The sequence below is a fragment of the Trichocoleus sp. Lan genome (assembly GCF_039961855.1).
Taxonomy (GTDB): domain Bacteria; phylum Cyanobacteriota; class Cyanobacteriia; order Cyanobacteriales; family FACHB-T130; genus FACHB-T130.
Map to the genome: position 1 here is coordinate 1 of NZ_JAMPKA010000015.1, position 18903 is coordinate 18903.

18 protein-coding genes and 1 pseudogene are annotated in these 18903 nt (G+C 45.7%); 7 read left to right on the forward strand and 12 right to left on the reverse strand.

The window, feature by feature from the left end:
• A partial coding sequence (locus tag NDA03_RS14580; RefSeq protein ID WP_348238395.1) for a hypothetical protein occupies positions 1–249 on the forward strand: 249 nt, incomplete at its 5' end.
• Positions 250–293: 44 nt separating this feature from the next.
• Here the strand turns inward: NDA03_RS14580 and NDA03_RS14585 are convergent.
• The 7 genes from NDA03_RS14585 to NDA03_RS14615 all read right to left on the reverse strand — a co-directional run bounded on the left by NDA03_RS14585 (position 294) and on the right by NDA03_RS14615 (position 7920).
• Positions 294–803, reverse strand: a complete 510-nt coding sequence (locus NDA03_RS14585) for a TniQ family protein (RefSeq protein ID WP_190529036.1) — start codon at positions 801–803, stop codon at positions 294–296.
• On the reverse strand, positions 803–1639 hold the full coding sequence (locus tag NDA03_RS14590) for a TniB family NTP-binding protein (RefSeq protein ID WP_348233326.1): 837 nt from the start codon (positions 1637–1639) through the stop codon (positions 803–805). Before NDA03_RS14590 ends, NDA03_RS14585 begins: the two co-directional genes overlap by 1 nt.
• 2 nt (positions 1640–1641) lie before the next feature.
• Positions 1642–3303 (reverse strand): Mu transposase C-terminal domain-containing protein, encoded by a 1662-nt coding sequence (locus NDA03_RS14595; RefSeq protein ID WP_348238397.1) that lies wholly within the window; start codon positions 3301–3303, stop codon positions 1642–1644.
• A gap of 318 nt (positions 3304–3621) precedes the next feature.
• Positions 3622–4467 carry a class I SAM-dependent methyltransferase gene (locus tag NDA03_RS14600; protein ID WP_190415939.1) on the reverse strand — a complete coding sequence of 282 codons (846 nt, stop codon included), beginning with the start codon at positions 4465–4467 and terminating at the stop codon, positions 3622–3624.
• A gap of 426 nt (positions 4468–4893) precedes the next feature.
• Positions 4894–6459: a circadian clock protein KaiC gene (gene kaiC, locus NDA03_RS14605; protein WP_190415940.1), complete on the reverse strand. Its 1566-nt coding sequence runs from the start codon at positions 6457–6459 to the stop codon at positions 4894–4896.
• A gap of 94 nt (positions 6460–6553) precedes the next feature.
• Complete coding sequence (kaiB, locus tag NDA03_RS14610; RefSeq protein ID WP_190415941.1) at positions 6554–6868, reverse strand: circadian clock protein KaiB; 315 nt, start codon at positions 6866–6868, stop codon at positions 6554–6556.
• A 104-nt stretch (positions 6869–6972) separates the two neighbouring features.
• On the reverse strand, positions 6973–7920 hold the full coding sequence (locus tag NDA03_RS14615) for a circadian clock protein KaiA (protein ID WP_190437320.1): 948 nt from the start codon (positions 7918–7920) through the stop codon (positions 6973–6975).
• Between the two features lie 371 nt (positions 7921–8291).
• On the opposite strand from NDA03_RS14615, the gene NDA03_RS14620 reads away from it, so the two are divergent.
• From NDA03_RS14620 to NDA03_RS14630, 3 genes are all read left to right on the forward strand, one after another.
• On the forward strand, positions 8292–11681 hold the full coding sequence (locus NDA03_RS14620) for an ATP-binding protein (RefSeq protein WP_348238399.1): 3390 nt from the start codon (positions 8292–8294) through the stop codon (positions 11679–11681).
• Positions 11682–11969: 288 nt separating this feature from the next.
• The gene (locus NDA03_RS14625; RefSeq protein WP_348238401.1) at positions 11970–12977 is read left to right on the forward strand and encodes a hypothetical protein; all 1008 of its coding nucleotides are present in this window, start codon (positions 11970–11972) and stop codon (positions 12975–12977) included.
• 56 nt (positions 12978–13033) lie between these two features.
• The gene (locus NDA03_RS14630) at positions 13034–14110 is read left to right on the forward strand and encodes a hypothetical protein (RefSeq protein WP_190676543.1); all 1077 of its coding nucleotides are present in this window, start codon (positions 13034–13036) and stop codon (positions 14108–14110) included.
• Between the two features lie 122 nt (positions 14111–14232).
• On the opposite strand, the gene NDA03_RS14635 is transcribed toward NDA03_RS14630, so the two are convergent.
• The 3 genes from NDA03_RS14635 to NDA03_RS14645 are packed head-to-tail and all read right to left on the reverse strand — an operon-like array spanning position 14233 to position 15151.
• The gene (locus NDA03_RS14635) at positions 14233–14763 is read right to left on the reverse strand and encodes an isochorismatase family cysteine hydrolase (RefSeq protein ID WP_190415946.1); all 531 of its coding nucleotides are present in this window, start codon (positions 14761–14763) and stop codon (positions 14233–14235) included.
• Between the two features lie 33 nt (positions 14764–14796).
• Positions 14797–15003, reverse strand: coding sequence for a hypothetical protein (locus tag NDA03_RS14640; RefSeq protein WP_190415947.1), 207 nt, complete (start codon positions 15001–15003; stop codon positions 14797–14799).
• A 10-nt stretch (positions 15004–15013) separates the two neighbouring features.
• The gene (locus tag NDA03_RS14645) at positions 15014–15151 is read right to left on the reverse strand and encodes a hypothetical protein (protein ID WP_190415948.1); all 138 of its coding nucleotides are present in this window, start codon (positions 15149–15151) and stop codon (positions 15014–15016) included.
• Here NDA03_RS14645 and NDA03_RS14650 point away from each other — a divergent pair.
• Positions 15150–15740 (forward strand): Crp/Fnr family transcriptional regulator, encoded by a 591-nt coding sequence (locus NDA03_RS14650; protein ID WP_190415949.1) that lies wholly within the window; start codon positions 15150–15152, stop codon positions 15738–15740. The genes NDA03_RS14645 and NDA03_RS14650 overlap by 2 nt on opposite strands.
• Positions 15741–15825: 85 nt before the next feature.
• Positions 15826–16017, forward strand: a pseudogene (locus NDA03_RS14655) (DUF202 domain-containing protein); the annotation flags it as partial.
• A 46-nt stretch (positions 16018–16063) separates the two neighbouring features.
• Here the strand turns inward: NDA03_RS14655 and NDA03_RS14660 are convergent.
• A complete protein-coding gene (locus NDA03_RS14660; RefSeq protein ID WP_348238403.1) occupies positions 16064–17080 on the reverse strand; it encodes a sulfate/molybdate ABC transporter ATP-binding protein in 1017 nt (338 codons plus the stop codon).
• A 328-nt stretch (positions 17081–17408) separates the two neighbouring features.
• On the opposite strand from NDA03_RS14660, the gene NDA03_RS14665 reads away from it, so the two are divergent.
• Entirely contained in the window at positions 17409–17723 is a 315-nt protein-coding gene (locus tag NDA03_RS14665) for a hypothetical protein (protein ID WP_190415951.1), read from the forward strand.
• Here NDA03_RS14665 and NDA03_RS14670 read toward each other — a convergent pair.
• On the reverse strand, positions 17702–18865 hold the full coding sequence (locus NDA03_RS14670) for a sulfate ABC transporter substrate-binding protein (RefSeq protein WP_348238405.1): 1164 nt from the start codon (positions 18863–18865) through the stop codon (positions 17702–17704). The two genes, NDA03_RS14665 and NDA03_RS14670, sit on opposite strands and share 22 nt — an antisense overlap.
• Positions 18866–18903 lie beyond the last annotated feature (38 nt).

The following is an 18903-nucleotide window of genomic DNA, read 5'->3' on the forward strand; positions in this document are numbered from 1 at the left end:
ATTATTCGCCAACAATTAGCGAGTCAACCAAATTATTCGTCTCAACTGGATTGCGGTGCTATAGAGGCGCAGATACAGCGAATTGAAACGGCATTAGACTGTATTACCAAAATTAATACTTACCTAAATAATTTACGGACTAACGCTGACGCAATTCAGACGCAAGCCAAAGCACTCAAAGCTGAAATCCGTAGCGCCCTCGAATCAATCCAAGAAGCTATTCGTGTTGTCTCTGATGAAGGTAAGTGAGCTAAATTAGTTTTCTACAAAAATTATGCAGTTATGGTAAATCATCACAGACTGTTTCTTTTACCCTTTTGCATTTTTCCCATTTCTGCAAAAGTTGTAAAACAACGCTGACACCATCCATCTGCCCACAAAGCCGGAATTTTAAACCTTGCCCCACAGTTGGGACATTCTGAAAGTAAACTTAGCTGGTGGCGATCGCATCCCTGTGTTGTCTTAAACTGCCACTCAATCTTGTGACAAGGGGACTCACCATAACACGCCCCACACAAACGAATTGGTTCGTGCTTCATCCCCACCCCTTCAGGCGGTAACATCTCCCACAAGAGATCCGCATCCACCTGAACCACCTTCGCCAACGCTTCCAACTCCCTGCGCGATGGAAACGGATTGAGATAGAATTTTTCCCATCGTGCTACAACAGCACCGATTCCTGCCTCTTTCCCTAACCTTGAAGTAGATAAATTATTTTCCCGTCGAAAACGCCCTAGAAAATGACTTAAACTCTCGCCTTCTAGTGGTGCGATCGCAAACAACCAAGGTTGAATCTGATCCATCACTTATATTCCTGTGCTACCTGTTGCAAAGTTGCCTGATCGATCTTCATCAATCCCTTCTCTAAAGCTCTAATTCCCGCTTCCCGCAAAATCATATCCATCAACCCGATATAACCACCCGTTGCTTCGCCTAAAATCTTCAACATTTGCTTAGTACCCAGATTTGACGGTACAGGTAAACGCAATACATCTTGTTCCCAAATCTCTACAGTTTCTTGAAACTCATTCCCCTGCAACTTGCCAAAACGATAAGAAGCACGGAAACGGTTATGAACCTGTTCATCACGCTTAATCACGGTATCAAGGCGATCTGTTCCTACTAAAACCACAGAAATACCCAAATTATCAAAAATATCCCGCACATCAGCGAAAGTCTTGGGCTTTAACCGATCCGCCTCATCAATAATCAACATTTCTACACCGCAGCGTTTAAGAACCTGTAGCGTCCGACTACGAATTTCTCCCACCGTTCCCTTAACCATTTTGTATTTCAGATGCTCAATAATCACCCGAAATAATTCGCCTGAAGTACATTCTTGTGGAGGTTGAATATACACTACAGGCACAATCGGCGGTTTTCCTACTTCTTGAATTGGTCTGTGCCTTAATCTATAAGAATCACAAGCTACAGTTTTTCCTGTCCGCGACTCCCCGACAACTCTACAAGATTGACGCGATCGCCTTTTCCCTTCTAACCAATCATGGAGTTTGCTAACTTGCTCCAACTCCACAACGCTTTTGCCTCTTAATCGTTCAATTTCCGCTTGTAATTTGGCATCTAGCGACTTAATTTCTCCTAATTGTTCGGCGACAGATTGAGCTTTATTTTCTGCCATGATTACCACCCATAATCCTCTTTTAACTGGTCATAATTCAATACCCTTGGTTTCTTTTTCGGTACTGGCGTATCTTCAATCTCTGGTTCTGGTTCAACCTCAACAGGCTTGGATTTCAAGACAGCAGAGTGTAATTGTTTTTGTTCTTCCTTCTGTCGTTCCTTCTTGGTCTTTTTCTTGGCAACAAAAATATCTCTGTCTCTTACTTCCTCCAAAATCGAATGATTACTGATGGTTTTCCCTTTTTCCCGAATCTTCTGATTACTTGTCTTAACTTCTTCCAACGATATTTGTTCTGTCTCCAATCCAGTGGCATACGCCCTAGCTAAAAATATTTCTTTATCTTTTTGCCGTTGATAAACCAGCACACTGGTAATATCTCTAGGGTCATAGCGCAAAACCACCCGTTCCCCTGCATATCCTGCTAAATGCTCTCCTTGATACATCAAATTCTCAAAGCGGATATAGCCCTCTCGGTAAATTGAGCGATTGGTTTGCTTCATCAAACAAATATCTAAATCTCGCTCACCAATTAAATCTGGCGTTGCTAATAAACCTGCTTCCCAACGCTGATAGCGCGTCTGATCTCCCATGCGCTTATCTATCCGTTGGTTATAGCTATCTACGATGTAGCGGACAATTAACTTTTCCAATTCCCGCAGAGTTAAACAAGCTTCCTTTTCCGCTTGTTCCGGACGTTGCTGCACATTTGATCCAACGTATCCAGGTAATCCCGAAAATAACTCTGTATTCAGAGTCCCAAACGGACGCTCAACCACACCACCTTCACTAGGGCGATCGCGTAGAATACAACTAAAACCTAACTGTACGCCAATTTGCTTTAAGTGTTCCGAGCGAAAATCTTTGCCGCCATCTGTAAATAAGTATTCTGGTTTGCCATACGTTCCCCACTGGCAATGCAACCCATACTCAGCCCCATAGTTTTTGCGTAACATCGCATGACGCAACGCCAACGCTACTACTTGAGCACTTGGCGCATCAAACCCCACGCGAATGCCCAGAATGCAGCGTGAGTAAGTATCAATTACTGTCGTTAACCAGGGGCGACCTATAATTTCTCCCTCTATATCAACCACCAGCGCATCGACCCAAGTATGGTCACACTGCCACACATGGTTGGTGTACTCCACTGAAATATCCTCACCTGTGCGGGTTTTAACCGATAACTGTGAACCTCGCCACCCTGGACTACGAACCCCTTTCTTTTGCTCTTGCGCTTCAATCAAGGGCTGTAATACTCGATAAATCGTGCGGTAATTCGGATAATCCTCTTGTCCTAATTCCTTAGCTCTAACTTCAACCCTTAAAGCAACCTGCTTGCGGGACATCCGCTTACTACCCTTATTCCCCTCACGGTAGGTTTTGATAATAAAGTCTTGCCACTCTTGAGAAATGCGATGCTTGCCTTTATCTGCCCTCTCTGTGCCAGTTAAGGCTAGTAAACCTTCTGCTTGCCACTTTTCTACCAATCGCTGCACCGTTCTTACTGATTTGCTAAGTTTCTTGGCAGCTTCTTTGAGTCGTTGCCCGTAAGTTTGGCGATCGCACGGTTCCAGCAAACTCTCAATAATGTCTAGCTTCAGTTTCGCCTCATGCGAGAGTTCGGTCACAATTGCAGAGGCATCATGGTTATCTGCCGTCATCTTTCAACAATACTGTTTAATTGCAACATAGTACAATTATACTGATAGCGACAAACAATCTGTCAAAGATGATAAAAATCCTCATTTCCGAACTTGGACAACTAATTTGGCAATTTCCAGAGATTAGACACTTAATTTGTCAATTGACTCCAAATGAGGGTAAAGATAGTAAAATAGCCTGTAACCCTTGTATAGTGATGGTTACAGGCTTTGATTTAACTGCGACAAATAATTTGTCAAGATGACATTTAATTAGTCAATCGACAAAAGCCCTAAAAAGAAGAGGCGCGATCGCGTCTCTTCTTTAGCCTTTAAACTTTAACCTTTCGAGTAAACGCAATAACCACTCGCCAAAATCCCTTTTAAAAATTTGGAAGGATTCACTTCCCGCTCGATATCTGGCGAAGCAGAAATATCAACTCCCCTCAGTTGTTCTGGTAGCAGGGCAGATTTATGGGGTTTTATCGTGTATTGGGGGCATTTTTGCGAGAGTTGGGAATTTTTCAGCAGCCAGTTGATTTCCCGCAACGAGTATTGCTTTAAATCGGCTAAATTGAGTCCGGATTTCCTGACTTTCCTCAAAACGTTATCCAGAATATTTGCCGGACAGTATCGGTTGTAAAATAAATCCTCAAAAATAAAGACTCCCCCTGGCTTGATGACACGAGCAATTTCTGCCAGGTTCTTGCTGAGTTGTTGTTTTTCTAGGTGAAGAAAAACACTACTTGAGATTACAAATTCTATTGAATTGTCCTCAAAGGGCAACTGACCCATTGGCATACAAATCAAAGAAAAATCCGATGAAGAGAATAAATTGTATGCCTTATGAAAGGTCAACATCCGACGCAGCATATTTTCGGAAATATCTATTCCGTAATACTGATTGCAGGTAATTTTTTTTTGTTTTGAAAGATAGGCAGCATGTCTGCCATATCCACAACCCAGATCCAAAATCGAATCAAAATGTTTGCCTGTCGGAATATTCTCCCAAATTTCTTTAGGAGTTTTTTGAGAAAGGGTAGTTTGTTCCCATTGCAGTGAAGCTTTCTCCCAGATTTGCTTCAGATTCAATCTGGAATCAGCTTCATAGTTTTTCGGGAAAAATATCTCATTGAGCAGTTGAAAATTGTTTAACTGAAGTTGAGATTTTTTTAAGGTCGGCATTTGACTCAATCTCCTCCCCTAGGCTGTGGTTGGATGAAAGCGACTATTTTGTATTCTTCAGTACCCCAGCCTTAAAGATTCGGGTAACTCCGTAAATATCCGGACTGATGTTCTTTATATTTAATCTTTCCTTCAAAAATATTGCTATGGCTGAGAGCTTATCTTTACTTAAGCTTTAAATAAAAAGAGAGCTGACCGCAGAAGTATAAAGTTTCTGTAAAGAAGACTGAAATTCTCAAGACAATAAATTCTGGATTTTCTCGTAAAATCAAGGCTTCTAGGCGATTTAACCGTTTTCAATCTGTTTCCAAATTAGGAAAAATGACCGCACTCCGGGTTGTGGGTGAGAAAATGCTTATATCCGTATATCTTCGGATATAAGCCTAAAGATAGAGTCGTTACCGATTCCAGATGCTGAAAGCAGTATTAGATTTCTGTATCGTCAGTGTTTTCCCTCATCCCTCTGACAATTCGGGAGAGTTCGCTCTTTTCATCAACCGCAATCCGAGTAGGAGAACCACTGATAATTCGTTCGTAATTCCGGAACGAATCCTTAATTTCAGCTCCTGCATCACTAATCGTGTACTCGCGGATGCCTTTTTCATGCCACGAACCCCGCATTTTAAAGACATTGATAGCGCGGGACATTTCACCGCGAATTTCCACATATTGCAGCATCAAAATCGTGTCTGTAATGGTGGAAATATGGGAATCCGTAATCGAGTGGGAACCCATAAAGTGGTCTGTGGTATTGGTAAAAAAGCCAGTGATTTCCTCTTGCTTGGCATAACCTGTAACACCAATCACAAACTGCCGGAAGGCGTTGTTGCTGACGCCTCGAGCTAATGCCGAAAGCGAATCAATGGCAATGCGAGACGGCTTGAATTCAGCAATTTCCGACTTAATCATCTGCAAGTGGTCTTCTAACCCAGCCGACTCTGGATAGGTGCAAAGGATTCTCAGCAATCCTTTTTGTTCCATCTCCTCAAAATCAATGCCCCAAGAGTAGGCATTGCGAGACAGTTGGGCACGAGATTCTTCGTAGGCAAACAAAATGGCACGTTCGTTGTTCGTACAGGCAACTTGCAAAAATTTGCTGACTAAAAGCGTTTTGCCAGTACCCGTGGCACCCGTTGTCAGAATGATAGAATCTTTAAAAAATCCACCTCCACACATTTCGTCAAGGGTTTTAACACCCGAAGACACCCGGACATTAGAAGAACGCTGGGTGAGCCGCATCGCTCCTAGCGGGAAAATATTGATGCCATTATTGGTCATGGTGAAAGGGTATTCCCCTTTCATGTGAGTGGTGCCACGAAGTTTAAGAATTTCAATCGTGCGACGACGGCGTTCTCCTTCCAAAACGTTGCGGACAATTGCCACGTTATCGGAAACAAACTCTTCTACTCCGAACCGCGCCACCGGGCCATATTCTTCGAGCCGTTCCGTCGTCATCACCGTAGTGACGCCAATTTGTTTGAGGCGAGCTACTAAGCGAAAAATTTCTCTTCGTACCACAGAAGCAGCATCATATTGCTGAAAAACAGCGGTGACAGAATCGATAGAAACCCGCTTAGCTTTGTATTTACGAATGGCGTACTGAATCCGCTCAATTAGGGCGGAAAGGTCAAAGTTCCCGACGACTTCCTGCCCTTCCGGATCGGGTGAAGCATCCAGAATAAATAACTTTCCTTCATCAATTAAGCGTTGCAGATCCCAACCAAAACTGGAGGCATTTTTGATAATATCGGTAGGAGATTCTTCAAAGGTAACAAATACCCCAGGCTCATCAAAATAGGCAATTCCATGATAAAGAAATTGAACGGCAAATAATGTCTTGCCAGTTCCAGAAGTACCACTGAATAAGGTAGTTCTCCCTAAAGGTAAGCCTCCATGACTAATATCATCGAAGCCTTCAATCATCGTCCGGATTTTTTGTACTCCCACCGGAGCCAATTCGGCTTGTGGCTCAATCGGATTAGTTTTACTCATCGCTCTTCAGTCGCAAAAATTGGCTCTACTTGCAAAAACGGGCTAGGAAACCTACAACAGTTTAAAGTCTAAAGTCTCCAGTCCGAATTAAAGTTTATAAATCCGCTTCGGCTTCAGCAAGTTCTTCATAGAGAATATCTAGCCCTACCAAGACTTTTTCCCGATCTGAAAGATCCCCAATGATTTTGCGGACTGGAGGCGGTAATACTTTTGCTAAGGTGGGTGTGGCTAATATTTTATCTTCCTCTGCCAGTTGCGGATTTTTGAGAACATCGATCACTTTAAGAGCGTAGACACCTTGAAACTCGTGTTCGAGGATATTTTTGAGTGTTGTCAAAGCTCGTACAGAATTGCTAGTATTTCCAGCAACGTAGAGCTTGAGAACATAAGTTTTCTTTAGCGCACTCATAGCTTAGGGATTAGGGTAAGAGTTTTGGAGTGGGAAATCGGGATTGTCTAAAGTCTAAGGTTTTTTTCGGAGTCTGCTTTAAATGAATCGCTTAAAGCGTAGGCTCATGACTCTCTAGGAATGGAACGGCGATACATTTCGCACAAGTGAGCAATGACATCAATTAAAGTCAATCGATAGTCCAGTAAGACTTCTTCACTCCGCCCCTCTAATTTCAGTTTTTTGGAAAAATCATCCATTAATTCCATGTGAATTTCAACAATTTGAGAAACAGAGAGATCGGCAAAAAAAGCCGTTGTCACAAATTGGTCGATTATTTGATTGAGTGTACTCTCTGTGGAAAAGTAACTGAGAACAATTTTGCGGTATTCTGCTCGTAGTTGCTGTAAAAGTTCTTGCTTCTCCGTTCGGGATAGATAGCGGAAAAAAGACTGTGGATTTCGCTTATAGTACACACCCAAGTATCCTAATCGCTCCTTAAGTTTTTCAGACAGCCGTCGCTGCTGTAGCATGAGAAAATTTTGAGTATGCAACTCGGTGATGGGATCGACGGTGATGGAGCGATCTGGCAGGAGACAGGTGGGAGCAAGAGTAAGAAACTGAGCGATCGCCCGTTCAATCAACCGCGCGATCTTGTCCGCTTCGGTTGCAGCTACATAAACTTCCCCAGGGTGGTAGATGTAAGTCTCCAAGGCTTGGGTAGAATTCGGGGCGGTACGGGGGGGATTTTGCCCCTCTAGGGTGGTCGATCCCTGACTGGCTTCGTCTGCTACCCCAGATAAAATCACAACTGGCAGCAGTATGCCTTGTTCGTACAAACGATTGACGAGGGGGCGCAACGATGAGTCTTCTTGTAAAACCAAACAATCAATTTGTTGCTTGTACTGCTCAACCCAGTCAAACAACTCCGGTAAGGACGATATCTGGTTTAGAAGATAGCGATGTTCAACGGCGATCGCTTCTTTGGGGGATTCGCTGCACAATGAATCGCGTAAGGACTGTGCCAGCGACTCCGAGCGCACAAAAGTACAAATAGACAGCGGATGATGCAAAACTTTAACTATTCTAGAGTAGAAATTAAATTACTGTTTGTCTGGAGACATCGCTCAGGAGGAGGATCTCTCACTGGCATTCTTCATTAACTACGTAATATTAATTTAATCATTAATCCAATTGTTATTAATTGTAATTAGTAGGCTCAAGAAGCCCCCTCGACCGAGGCATAATTGAGCAGTACCTTGTTTTTGCTTTTTTAAAACTAGCTCTACGAAATTCAACCTTTGTCAACTCCTTTTTAAATACCTATAGGCTGTAGGCAGGGAAAAACCCAAGCGATCTCCGCACCTACTGAGCCTCAGCGATGAATTCGAGCGGCGACGTACTGCGTGCGTTCTTGTTGCACTTTCCCCTAGCCAGGTTGGTCATGTCCATATCCACTCCCAGTTTAAAGGAATTTATCGAGCCAGTTCCCGTTTGCGAACAAACAGTGGCATTGGTGAGGGTGCTGGAGATTTTTAGCTCTGGTAGTTGCGATCGCCTGGTGGTGGTCAGCGAACAACAACATCCACTGGGAGTCATCAATCTGCGGGCAATGATGCCTCATCTTCTAGTAACAAATTCGTTCAGCCAAAAAAATTATTTAGTTGCTCCTTTGACGCTGGATTTACAGCAACCCCTGTGTCATCTAAATTTTCCGCTGATTGAACGGTTGACAACGTTACCGAGTCAGCTGTCTCTGAAGGAATTTCGCCTGTATTTGCGCTCATGCAATTCCCAAACACCGCAACATTGGGCTGTGGTCGATCCCACTCATCAATTCTTGGGTTTGTTAGATAGCCAGCGGATCTTGAAATTCATGGCAACCGCCGAAGGCAGCGAGGAATGGGGCATCGGCAGTAGTCAGAAGAGAGCTTCCCAAGCCTATACCCCAGGAGAACTCCAAGAAGACGCGATCGCCTTGCGGGAAGCAACCCCGCTCCGAGAAGCCGCCCTCCAGGCATCCGGACATCTACGCAAACCGCCCTTCCCTTGGTCAGTCGCAACAAACACAGTTCAACGCCCTGCTGCGGAGAAGCCGACAGGGGGACAAGTGGGGCAATCGCACGGCGGGCACAGAACCTTAGTGCAACTGTTGGAACAACTGCCATTGCCTTTAAGGTTGCAAACAAGTTCTGGACAAGCGATCGCCCAGAACCTAACTTGGCGTCAGCAGATTGGGGAAAGCTTTAACCCACCCGTAGTACAGCAAGAGGCACCTGCCAGATTAGATTCCTTGCCCTCGGTGTGGAGTGAGATATTCGCCGGAAGTTCTAGCGCCCAGGAAATTCAGCCTGCTCGGCGATGGGAGCCTTCAAAGCAAAGCAACCGATCCGATTTGGGTGCAGATGAAGCCTCTGTTAGCGGTGATTCTGCCAGCGTGATGTCAGCGACAGAAGCCACCCTGACTCTAAATAACCCTCTCGATAATTCCTCAGCAACCCAACCTTCTAGAACCTGGAAAAAGAGCAACGAGCGCATTTGGCAGTTTGTCAAAATTCCCCTGTGGCAGAACGGGGCTGAGTTAGAACTTCTCGAAACCTTAGGCAAAACCCCAGTACAGGAGTTCCGAGGAAATCCTTATCTTCCCGCTTCTTCCTCTTCACTGAATCCTGACCCGCAATCTTCAGCACTCGGCACTGACTTATGGCTGGTGATGGCAACTGATATCACGGAACAGCAGCAGGTTGCCAAGGAACTAACGGCTAAAAATGCGGATTTGGTGCAACTCAACCGGATGAAAGATGAGTTTTTAGCCTGTATCAGCCACGAACTGAAGACTCCCCTAACTTCCGTGCTGGGTTTATCCAGCTTGCTCAAGGATCGGGTACTGGGACAGCTGAACGAGCGACAGGAACGCTATGCAAAGCTGATTCATCAGAGTGGGCGTCAGTTGATGACGGTGGTCAACGATATTTTAGATTTGACCCGCATGGAGACGGGGCAGTTGGAACTGTCGCCAGAACCCGTGAATCTTCTGACAGTGTGCGATCGCGCCTTATCTCAAGCGAGACAACTCCAGACCTTAAAAGACCAACCGGCAACGGGGCATGAACCAGTCAGCAACGCCAAAGAGGAACTGGGTTTTACGCTCAGTATCGAACCTGGATTAGAAACGATTGTGGCGGACGATTTGCGTCTGCGCCAGATGCTCACTCACCTGCTTTCCAACGCCCTCAAATTTACCGAAGCGGGCGGCGAAATTGGACTGAAAGTTAGTCGGTGGGAAGGCTGGATTGCTTTTACTGTTTGGGACACTGGCATTGGTATCCCAGAGGCAAAACAACATTTAATTTTTCAAAAATTTCAACAGCTAGAAGACCCGATGACCCGCCGCTTTGACGGGACGGGGTTGGGGCTGGTTTTAACCCAAGGTTTGGCTCGTCTGCACGGTGGGGATGTTTCCTTTATCTCCAAACCCGGTGAGGGAAGCCAGTTTACCCTGCTACTTCCTCCGATTCCCCCGACGCGCAAGGAGGAAGGAAGCCGGATGAAGGCTCAAAAAAATCGGGATGCATCCTTCACTCCCCATCGTTCATCCTTGAACCGCAATCGGTTGATTTTGATCGTTGAAGCCGCACCCCAGTACATCGACCATCTCACTCAGCAACTCACCAGTTTAGGCTATCGAGCTGCGATCGCTCGTTCCGGGACAGAAGCCCTCGAAAAAGCACGGCGATTTCAGCCACAAGCCATACTGCTCAACCCGTGCTTGCCCCTGCTTTCCGGCTGGGACGTGCTGACTCTGCTCAAATCAGACGACCAAACCTGCCACATTCCAGTCATCGTGACAGCCGCTAACGCCGAAAAAGAGCAAGCCGCCTCCAACCGAGCAGATGGCTTTTTAACGCTGCCAGTCCAGGCGGAAACTTTACGCCACAGCCTGACTTGTTTAACCAAGCCAAAGCAATGCACCAACGTCAGCCTGACGATTTTACATCTCACTTCTCTTGAGCAAGCCGCGATAGAATTTTCGCCCACCGCATTGGGACTCTCGCCAAATCACCGGGTTCTAGAAGCCGACGATCTAGAGCAGGCAGAACTTCTGGCTCGCGTTTGGCAGCCGGATGTCGTTATCCTCGATGGTGGGGGTCTAGAAGATCCGCTTGCCTATCTCCAACAACTTGCCTCACAGACGACCCTAGCTTCTCTACCTTTAGTAACGCTAGATCGCCCGACGACTGAGGCGGCAAATCAAGTGAGCAGTCTTTGTGTCTTTCCCTGTTTGGCAGGAGATGGGAACGATCACACCGCCGCCTTATTGCAGGTGATTCAGATTGCCGTCGGGATGAGCTGTAAGCCAAGCATTTTAGTCGTCGATGCGCGATCGCTGATGGATTTGTCGGCAAGCGTCAATCGCTACCCGACCACCGAAGCCTTCGACCCTCGATTGTTCGCGAAACCCCAGCGGGGCAGCTCGAAGGCATCGCCTCTGATTCACTACCTACAAAAAGCCGGGTTTAGAAGTATACTTTCGCGCTCTTGGACTGAAGTATTGCGGCAACTTCAACAGCAAAACGTTGATTTATTGCTGATCGATCTGGCAGACATGGAGCTAAATCCAGCCTTGATGGAGGCGCTGGCTTCCTTGAGACAGATGCCTTTTCTGCCGCCGATTTTGGTGCTTGAGCATCAAAATGATGGGGTCGATGAACCTACCTTAGAGTTGCCGGAAATCCTCAGCGCGATCGCTACCAAAATTCTGCGCGTGCCCACCCTATCGATGGCAGAAGTGTTAGACCAAATTCACCAAACCCTTACCCAATCAACCTACTAACTCTCATCCCTACCTCACCTTCTCGTTCCCCGGTGCAGGGGTACGGCATTGCCGTGCCTGCTGAAATGTTGGCATGGGCGACTACCTGCTCAGGCCATCTACAGGAAGTAACTTTTTATACACCTGTCTCCCGGCGTATTTTCCCTTGACAATGCCATAATTCCTTGAGTATATTGCACTAAAAATAGAACATTTGTTCTATTTAAAGGCTGTGTTCCCGGTTAGATTGCGACACTCTGCTGTAGGAAATTTACCTACAACCGAGCAACTTTTTTATGGAGAGAAAGCATGAATAAAGTGGCATCCAAAGACAGCAAAGAACAGATTCTAGAAGCCTTCAAACAACTAATTGCAGACAAGAAAAGAATCGAGTCAAAAATCGCAACTAAGGAACAAGAAGCAGAAAAAGAAAAGAACAAAGAAGTTCTTCAAGCAGCTTCCACTTATACCATCGACCGTATTGTCAAAGGTTTAGCCGAGCTGCAATTAGAGTTTGGCAGTATTGTCTCTGGATTGTCCTCAAAATTAACAGGTGAAACTTCAAAGTTAGACGAACTCAAACGAGCGTTAGATATTGAAACGCAGCATTTACAAGAACTTCAGCAAGTCAGAGTCGTCGCAGATGCGCTACACATCTTGACGCAAGAACACCAAGAAAACCTAAAATCCCTTGAACAAAAAACCGCCAGCGAACGGGAAGCACTGGAAAAACAACAGTCTACCATCCGCAAATCTTGGCAAAAAGAGCAGGAAGAATTTGAAACGACACTCCAAGAACAAAATGCTCTATTAACTGCCGAACGCCAGCGGGAAGTTGAAGAATATCAATACGATTTAGAACGTACTCGGAAAATAGAGACGGATGAGTACGAAGAAATTAAGCGGAACCTGGAACGGGAATTGCAACAATCTGAAAAAGAGAAAGAAAAACAGTGGTCAGAGCGAGAAAGTAATCTAACAAAGCGCCAAGCAGAATTTAAAGAGCATCAACAGAAAATAGAAGGATTTCCTAAAGAATTGGAGGACGCTGTTAAAAAAGCTAGGGAAGAGGCAATTAAAGACGTTCAGCAAGATGCTAAAGTGCAAGCTGATTTGTATGAAAAAGAGTGGGAAGCGACTAAACAGGCGAATGAATTTAAAATTCAATCCCTAGAGCAGACAATTCAAAAACAATCGGAACAAATAGCAGAAATGACTGCCCAACTTCAAGCCGCCTTGAAGCAAGCACAAGATATTGCCATGAGAGCCTTTGAAAATTCCTCCGCTAAATTGACAGGTACCGAAAAGAGAAATTAGAAATTCGCTTCTAGCTGGCTCCATAAATAGCGGTTCTCAAAAATAGGAGATTATCAATGGCAAGAAAGCCCAACGACAAAAACACCAAGGCTGAAATCTTAGCGGCGTATGAGGAATTAAGTAAAGAGAAAGCAGCGTTAGACTCGCAACTGAAGCAACTGAATCAAAGTAACCTGCCAGCGATTAAAGATAAACAACCATTGGAATCGAGGATAACAATGAATCAGGCTGCTGCGGATCAACAAAAAATGGATCGAGTAATTGAAAGTCTAGCGAAGCTGCAATTAGGATTCGGGAGTGCTGTCAGCGAGTTGTCAGAGAAACTGACGTTAGAAGCTTCTAAGCTGCAAGAACTCAGGGGTTCTGTCGCTACAGAGGTTCAAGAATTAGAAGAACTGCATAATTTAGAAATCGCAGAAGGAATGTTGGATACGCTCATCCAACAGTATGAAGAAAGTTCCAAAACTTTTGAAGAGGAACTTAGCCAAAGACGTGAAAATTTAGAACAAGAAACACTAGAGCAAAAAAACGCTTGGTTCAAAGAGCAAGAAGAACGTAAACGCTCGATAAAGGAGCGCAATGAGACGCAAGCTAAAACAAGACAGCGGGATGCTAAAGAGTATAAGTACGATCTAGAACTCCAACGCAACATCAACCAAGACGAGTACGATCAAACCAAGAAAGGTTTGTATAAGCAACTGGAAGAATTTCAGCAAGAAAAAGAGAAACAGTGGGATGAGCGGGAGAAAGCGATCGCTGAACGCGAAAAACAATATGATGAGGCAAAAGCTAAGGTAGAAGTATTTCCTAAGGAACTGGAAGCGGCTATCAAAAAAGCCAAGGAAGAAGGCAAAGGCATTGCCCATTACCAAACCAAAATTAAGTCTGATTTGTATGCTAAAGATGTGGAGATGCAAAAGCGTTTGCACGAACAGAGAATTCAGTCTTTAGAGGAGACGATTCGCAATCAGGATGCGCGAATTCTCAGTCTCTCGAAACAACTCGATTCTGCCCTCAAGCAGGTTCAGGATCTGGCTGTTAAAGCGATTGAAGGGGCATCAAATGCTAGTTCCTATCAGTCATTGAAAGAAATCACGCTGGAGCAAGCGAAAACCCTCCAGAAAAATAAATAAGATGATTCGTTCGGTTGCATAGATTGTAGAGACGCGAAGCGGTGCTGCTTCGCGTCTCTCGCGTCTCTATAGAGGGAAAATTCTCGCGTCTTTTTACTAACCGAACTATTTATCTGCTGCTTCTACGGCGCAGCTAGCATGCCTCCTCCAAGACCCGCATCGTGCAACCTTTGGGCACCAATATTGCGGCTGAGTACCGCTAGTCCCGCCAAATGCGCTTGCAAACCGGCTGTACTGGCGCAGCAATCAGTCAGTACAAGTGGTTCAATGCCGATATCGAACAGATCCATTGCAATCTTCAACACGCACATATCGGTATCGATACCGACAACAGAAATCCGCTCAATCGAATTTTCGCGCAGGTAGTTCACCAGTTCTTCTGGCATTCCGCACAGTCCCGACTTTGAGAACACAAGTTCTGGTTTGGCAAAGGATTCGAGTTCCGAGACAAGGCTTGTTTCTGCGTCGCTATCGCAGCCGTGCCAGTTCAGAAAGCGATAGTACGGTCCGTCGGACACATTGATAAAGCGTGTAAACAGAATTGGCGCGTACTCGTGACGCTGGAGAAGGCGGACAACACGCTCCGGGATATGATGCGTGAAGTCGTTGATAAAACCAGATTGCACATCGACGATGAGTAATGGCTCGGACATCTAAACGCTTCCCTTCAACAGCCTTGCTTTCTACTATGAGCCGATTATCTCGTAACCGCCCCCTGTAGCCGCATCGTACATTAGAGCGATCGCGTCATCATCTTTTGACTGCACAGCTTTTGACTGCACAGAGTCAATCAATACAATTGCACCCAAATAATCGGGCAATTCCAGCGAGTCAAGCAATTCTTGTTCGCATACCGTGCTATCAATTGCCGCACAATTTCGGGAATGCGACAATTTTGTTTTTTTAATCCACAGTTTTCCTAGCGGAATATAGTATATTTGGTGAAACCTCTTCAACGCATCCCCGCAACCAGCGTTCGGCAACTGTAATTGCGATCGCTCTGGATTTTCGTAGCTGTTTTAAAATTGGATGACTATCCATGACTGCTTCCCCGTTTTTATTACCTAGCTCTGCTCACCTGAAGCGACGTACATTTTCTCGGCGCTCTCTATTACCCTTAGAGCAGAATTATCTCTGGCAAATTGAGACTGGGGTAGTTCGCACCGTAACCTGGCTCGAAGACGGCACAACCATCACGCTCGGTTTATGGGGACCAGGAGATATTGTTGGCAGAGTGCTATCCAAGGCTAACCCTTATCAAATTGAATGCCTAACGCTGGTAGAGGTAAAAGTTCTGCCGGTTAGCAAGTGTCACGAAGCCACCGAGTCTATGATTCTGCATATTCAGCAATTTCAAGAATTCATAGAGATTCTGCATTGCAAATCGGTGGACGCTTCCCTCCTGCGACTGTTAACTTGGCTGGCGAAAAGGTTTGGGCGTGAAATCGAGCAAGGAAAACAGATCGATTTGCGCTTGACACACCAGGAAATTGCCGAACTCATCGGTTCTACCAGAGTCACGGTGACGCGACTGCTCAATGAATTTGAGAAGCGGGGAATTATTCAGCGCCTGCCTCATCGCTTCATTGTTCTGCAAGAGCAACAACCGTTCTGGCACTACGAAATTTAATCCGATTAAACTACATCCCTTTCAGGGGTATAGAGCGTGAATGGTGAGCGATACAAAAAGTAAAGGGCGGTAGAATTCATCGCGGGTGCGCGATCGCTTGGCAAACGAGCGCACCTATCTGGGGTGGATGCGGACAGCGATCGCTTTGATGGGTTTTGGCGTCGTCATCGTCCGCCTTCGCAACTTCTTTCCGCCCCAGGCGCACCGTCCAGGCAATGGCTGGAAGTTGGGTTTAGCCTTCTCTCTAGTGGGTCTGGTAACGGTGCTACTTTGTACTTGAGTCATTGCAGCACCTAACAGTAACGTTGTTTCTACTTAATTGCTCAATTTAAAGAGTATGCGGGGAAGGTCTTGGCGTGTTGGGGTTTGACATAAACTAGCTGCTGGGGTTGCAGTTGCAACTGGTTTAAGCGATCGCGCGTAATATAAGCTGTGACTTCCTGACCATCCTTAAAACGCAACTCAATTTGAACTTCCCAACCTAGATGCACGATGCGGTTGACCTTGGCTGGGGCAGCATTTTCTTCAGGCACCGTATGGATCGCGACATCGTGGGGACGCAAAAACACATGAGAAGTTGGCGACTCCAAGTTCGACAAGCGAAAAATACCAGCAGAACTTGGTAGAACATTCACTGGACCAACGAAACTCATCACAAACGGGGTTGCTGGATGGTCATAAATCTCTGCGGCAGTCCCTACCTGTTCCACCCGACCTTTGTTAAACACCACAATTTGATCGGCAAGTTCCATTGCTTCTTCTTGATCGTGGGTAACAAACACAGTGGTGACATTTACCCGTTCGTGTAAATGTCGCAGCGAAGCTCGCAGTTCTTTCCGCACTTTCGCATCCAACGCTCCAAACGGTTCATCCAACAGCAAGACTTCAGGATCGACAGCCAAAGTTCTCGCCAAAGCCACCCGTTGCCGCTGTCCCCCAGAAAGCTGAGAGGGGTAGCGATCGCCAAAGCCATTGAGCTGCACTAAGTCTAAAAGTTCCTCTACCCGGTGTCGAATTCTGACTTTGGGCGCTTTGCGTAACTCTAGACTAAAGGCAATGTTTTGGCGAACAGTCATGTGTTTAAACAGCGCATAGTGTTGAAACACAAAGCCGATGCCGCGCGATCGCACGCTTTGCTGAGTCACATCCCGATCGGCAATTCTGATTCTGCCGCTGTCTGGAGCCTCTAAGCCAGCAATCAGCCGCAATAAAGTGGATTTCCCCGATCCAGAAGGTCCCAAAAGCGCCACTAAAGAGCCACTTTTAATATCTAAATTCACCTCTGAAACCGCCTGGAAGGAGCCAAATCGTTTAGATACGTCTTGAATCAAAATACTCATAGCGACTCTTTCCCCATTTTCCTTAAGTACTGGTTCCCTTGATAAACAAACCGAATTAGGTTTAGATGAATACCTTGAATCTACGGTTAATCGCTCAAGTTACTGTACATTTAATACCATAAAACTAAGAACACTTCTACCTGAGGGATGAGGCTGGCTGGTTCGATGGGAAACTCCACTCGGAAAATAACTCACGAGAGCCTAGCTACGCATTGATTACAAGGCACTAAGGAGCAGAGGAAAGATTGCCATGTACAGGCGCTCTTGTCCAATTCCCAAGAGCTGTAAAATTTAGGCAATTAATCTACAGTTGATGTGTCGAGATTAAATGGTTGATGGTCAGAATCTTTCTCAAGCCATCTTTTCCAGGCTGGGTAGACAAACTCAGCTAAGTGGGATGACGAGGGGAAAAAGTAGCGATCGCGTCCTGACATCCGTACATCCCATTTTTGAAAATTTATCATCTGTAGGAGCGCCCGGATGTGCGCCTAACCACGCGAACCTGCAATCGGGAGAAGGCTGCCTAGGCAGCCTTCGTTTGTATCGCCTAGAGTTTACTCGTCAGGCGTTTTACAAAAGTGGGATGCACGCGCTGGACTCGCCCTTGTGTAATCAGCAGGCTCATATCTTGCCAGCAACCTGAATTTGGTCAAAAATTGCCCCCTCAGCAAAGAATTTCTTCTGGACATCATCCCAACCCCCCAAATCTTGAACGGTGAAGAGGGTTTTGAGTTGGGGATAATTCTGAGCTACTTCTGCTACCACGCTAGGATTAACGGGACGATATCCTAACTTTGCAAATTCTTGTTGGGCTTCAGTTGTGTAAAGAAAATCGACAAATGCTTGTGCAATTTGTCTGGTGCCGTGTTTATCTACGTTTCTGTCTACAAGAGCGACAGGGTTGTCGATCGAAATGTTAACGTCGGGTACCACAGAAGGTAGTTTCTCACCATTCTGCTGAGCCAAAATTACCTCGTCTTCGTAGTTGAGTAAGACATCTCCCTTACCTTGCTTAAAAAATATATCGCTCGCCTGACGCGCATTGTTGGTTAGCACGGGGACGTTTTTATAGACTTTGGTTGCAAACTCCCGGGCTTGAGCTTCATCGCCCCCTTTTTGAGTCACAGAACCCCACAAAGCCAGGAAATTCCAAATAGCAATACCAGATGTTTTGGGGTTAGCGGTAATGATACTCAGACCATCTTTTGTCAAGTCTTCCCAAGTGTTGATGCCTCTCGGGTTGCCAGGGCGGGTAACAATAGCGACGACGGAACGGGTAACAATGCCACCTCTGGGAGATTTTCTTTCCCAACCGGGTTCAATTAAACCGGCTTCCTCAATTTTATGGGTGTCAAGGGCAAGTGAGAGATGGACGATATCTGCTTCTTGCGAGCCATCAATGACAGCACGAGCTTGGGAACCAGATCCGCCATAACTCTGCTCGATAGTGACGTTTTGATTATGTTCTTTTTGCCACTTTTCTACAAATTTCGGTACGATCTTCTCGTAAGCTGCTTGAGTAACCGAATAGGAGACAAGGGATAATTTTACGTCTCCACCCTTAGAAGCTGAGTTAGCGTTGCTGCCACAAGCAGCGATCGCCATGCTCAAGCCAACTCCTACCAAAAACACGGATACAAAGCGCCATAGAGAACGTCCGTTCCACCAACTTCTTATCGGTTGTTGGCACCATTGTCCAATAGCTTGCAAAGCATTAACAAGATAATGCTGAACTTGCGCGATCGCCTGCATCCCTTGCTTGGGAGTATATTGCCACTTGCTCATCAAAATCCTCACTAAGACTTGCTGCAATAACGGGCATT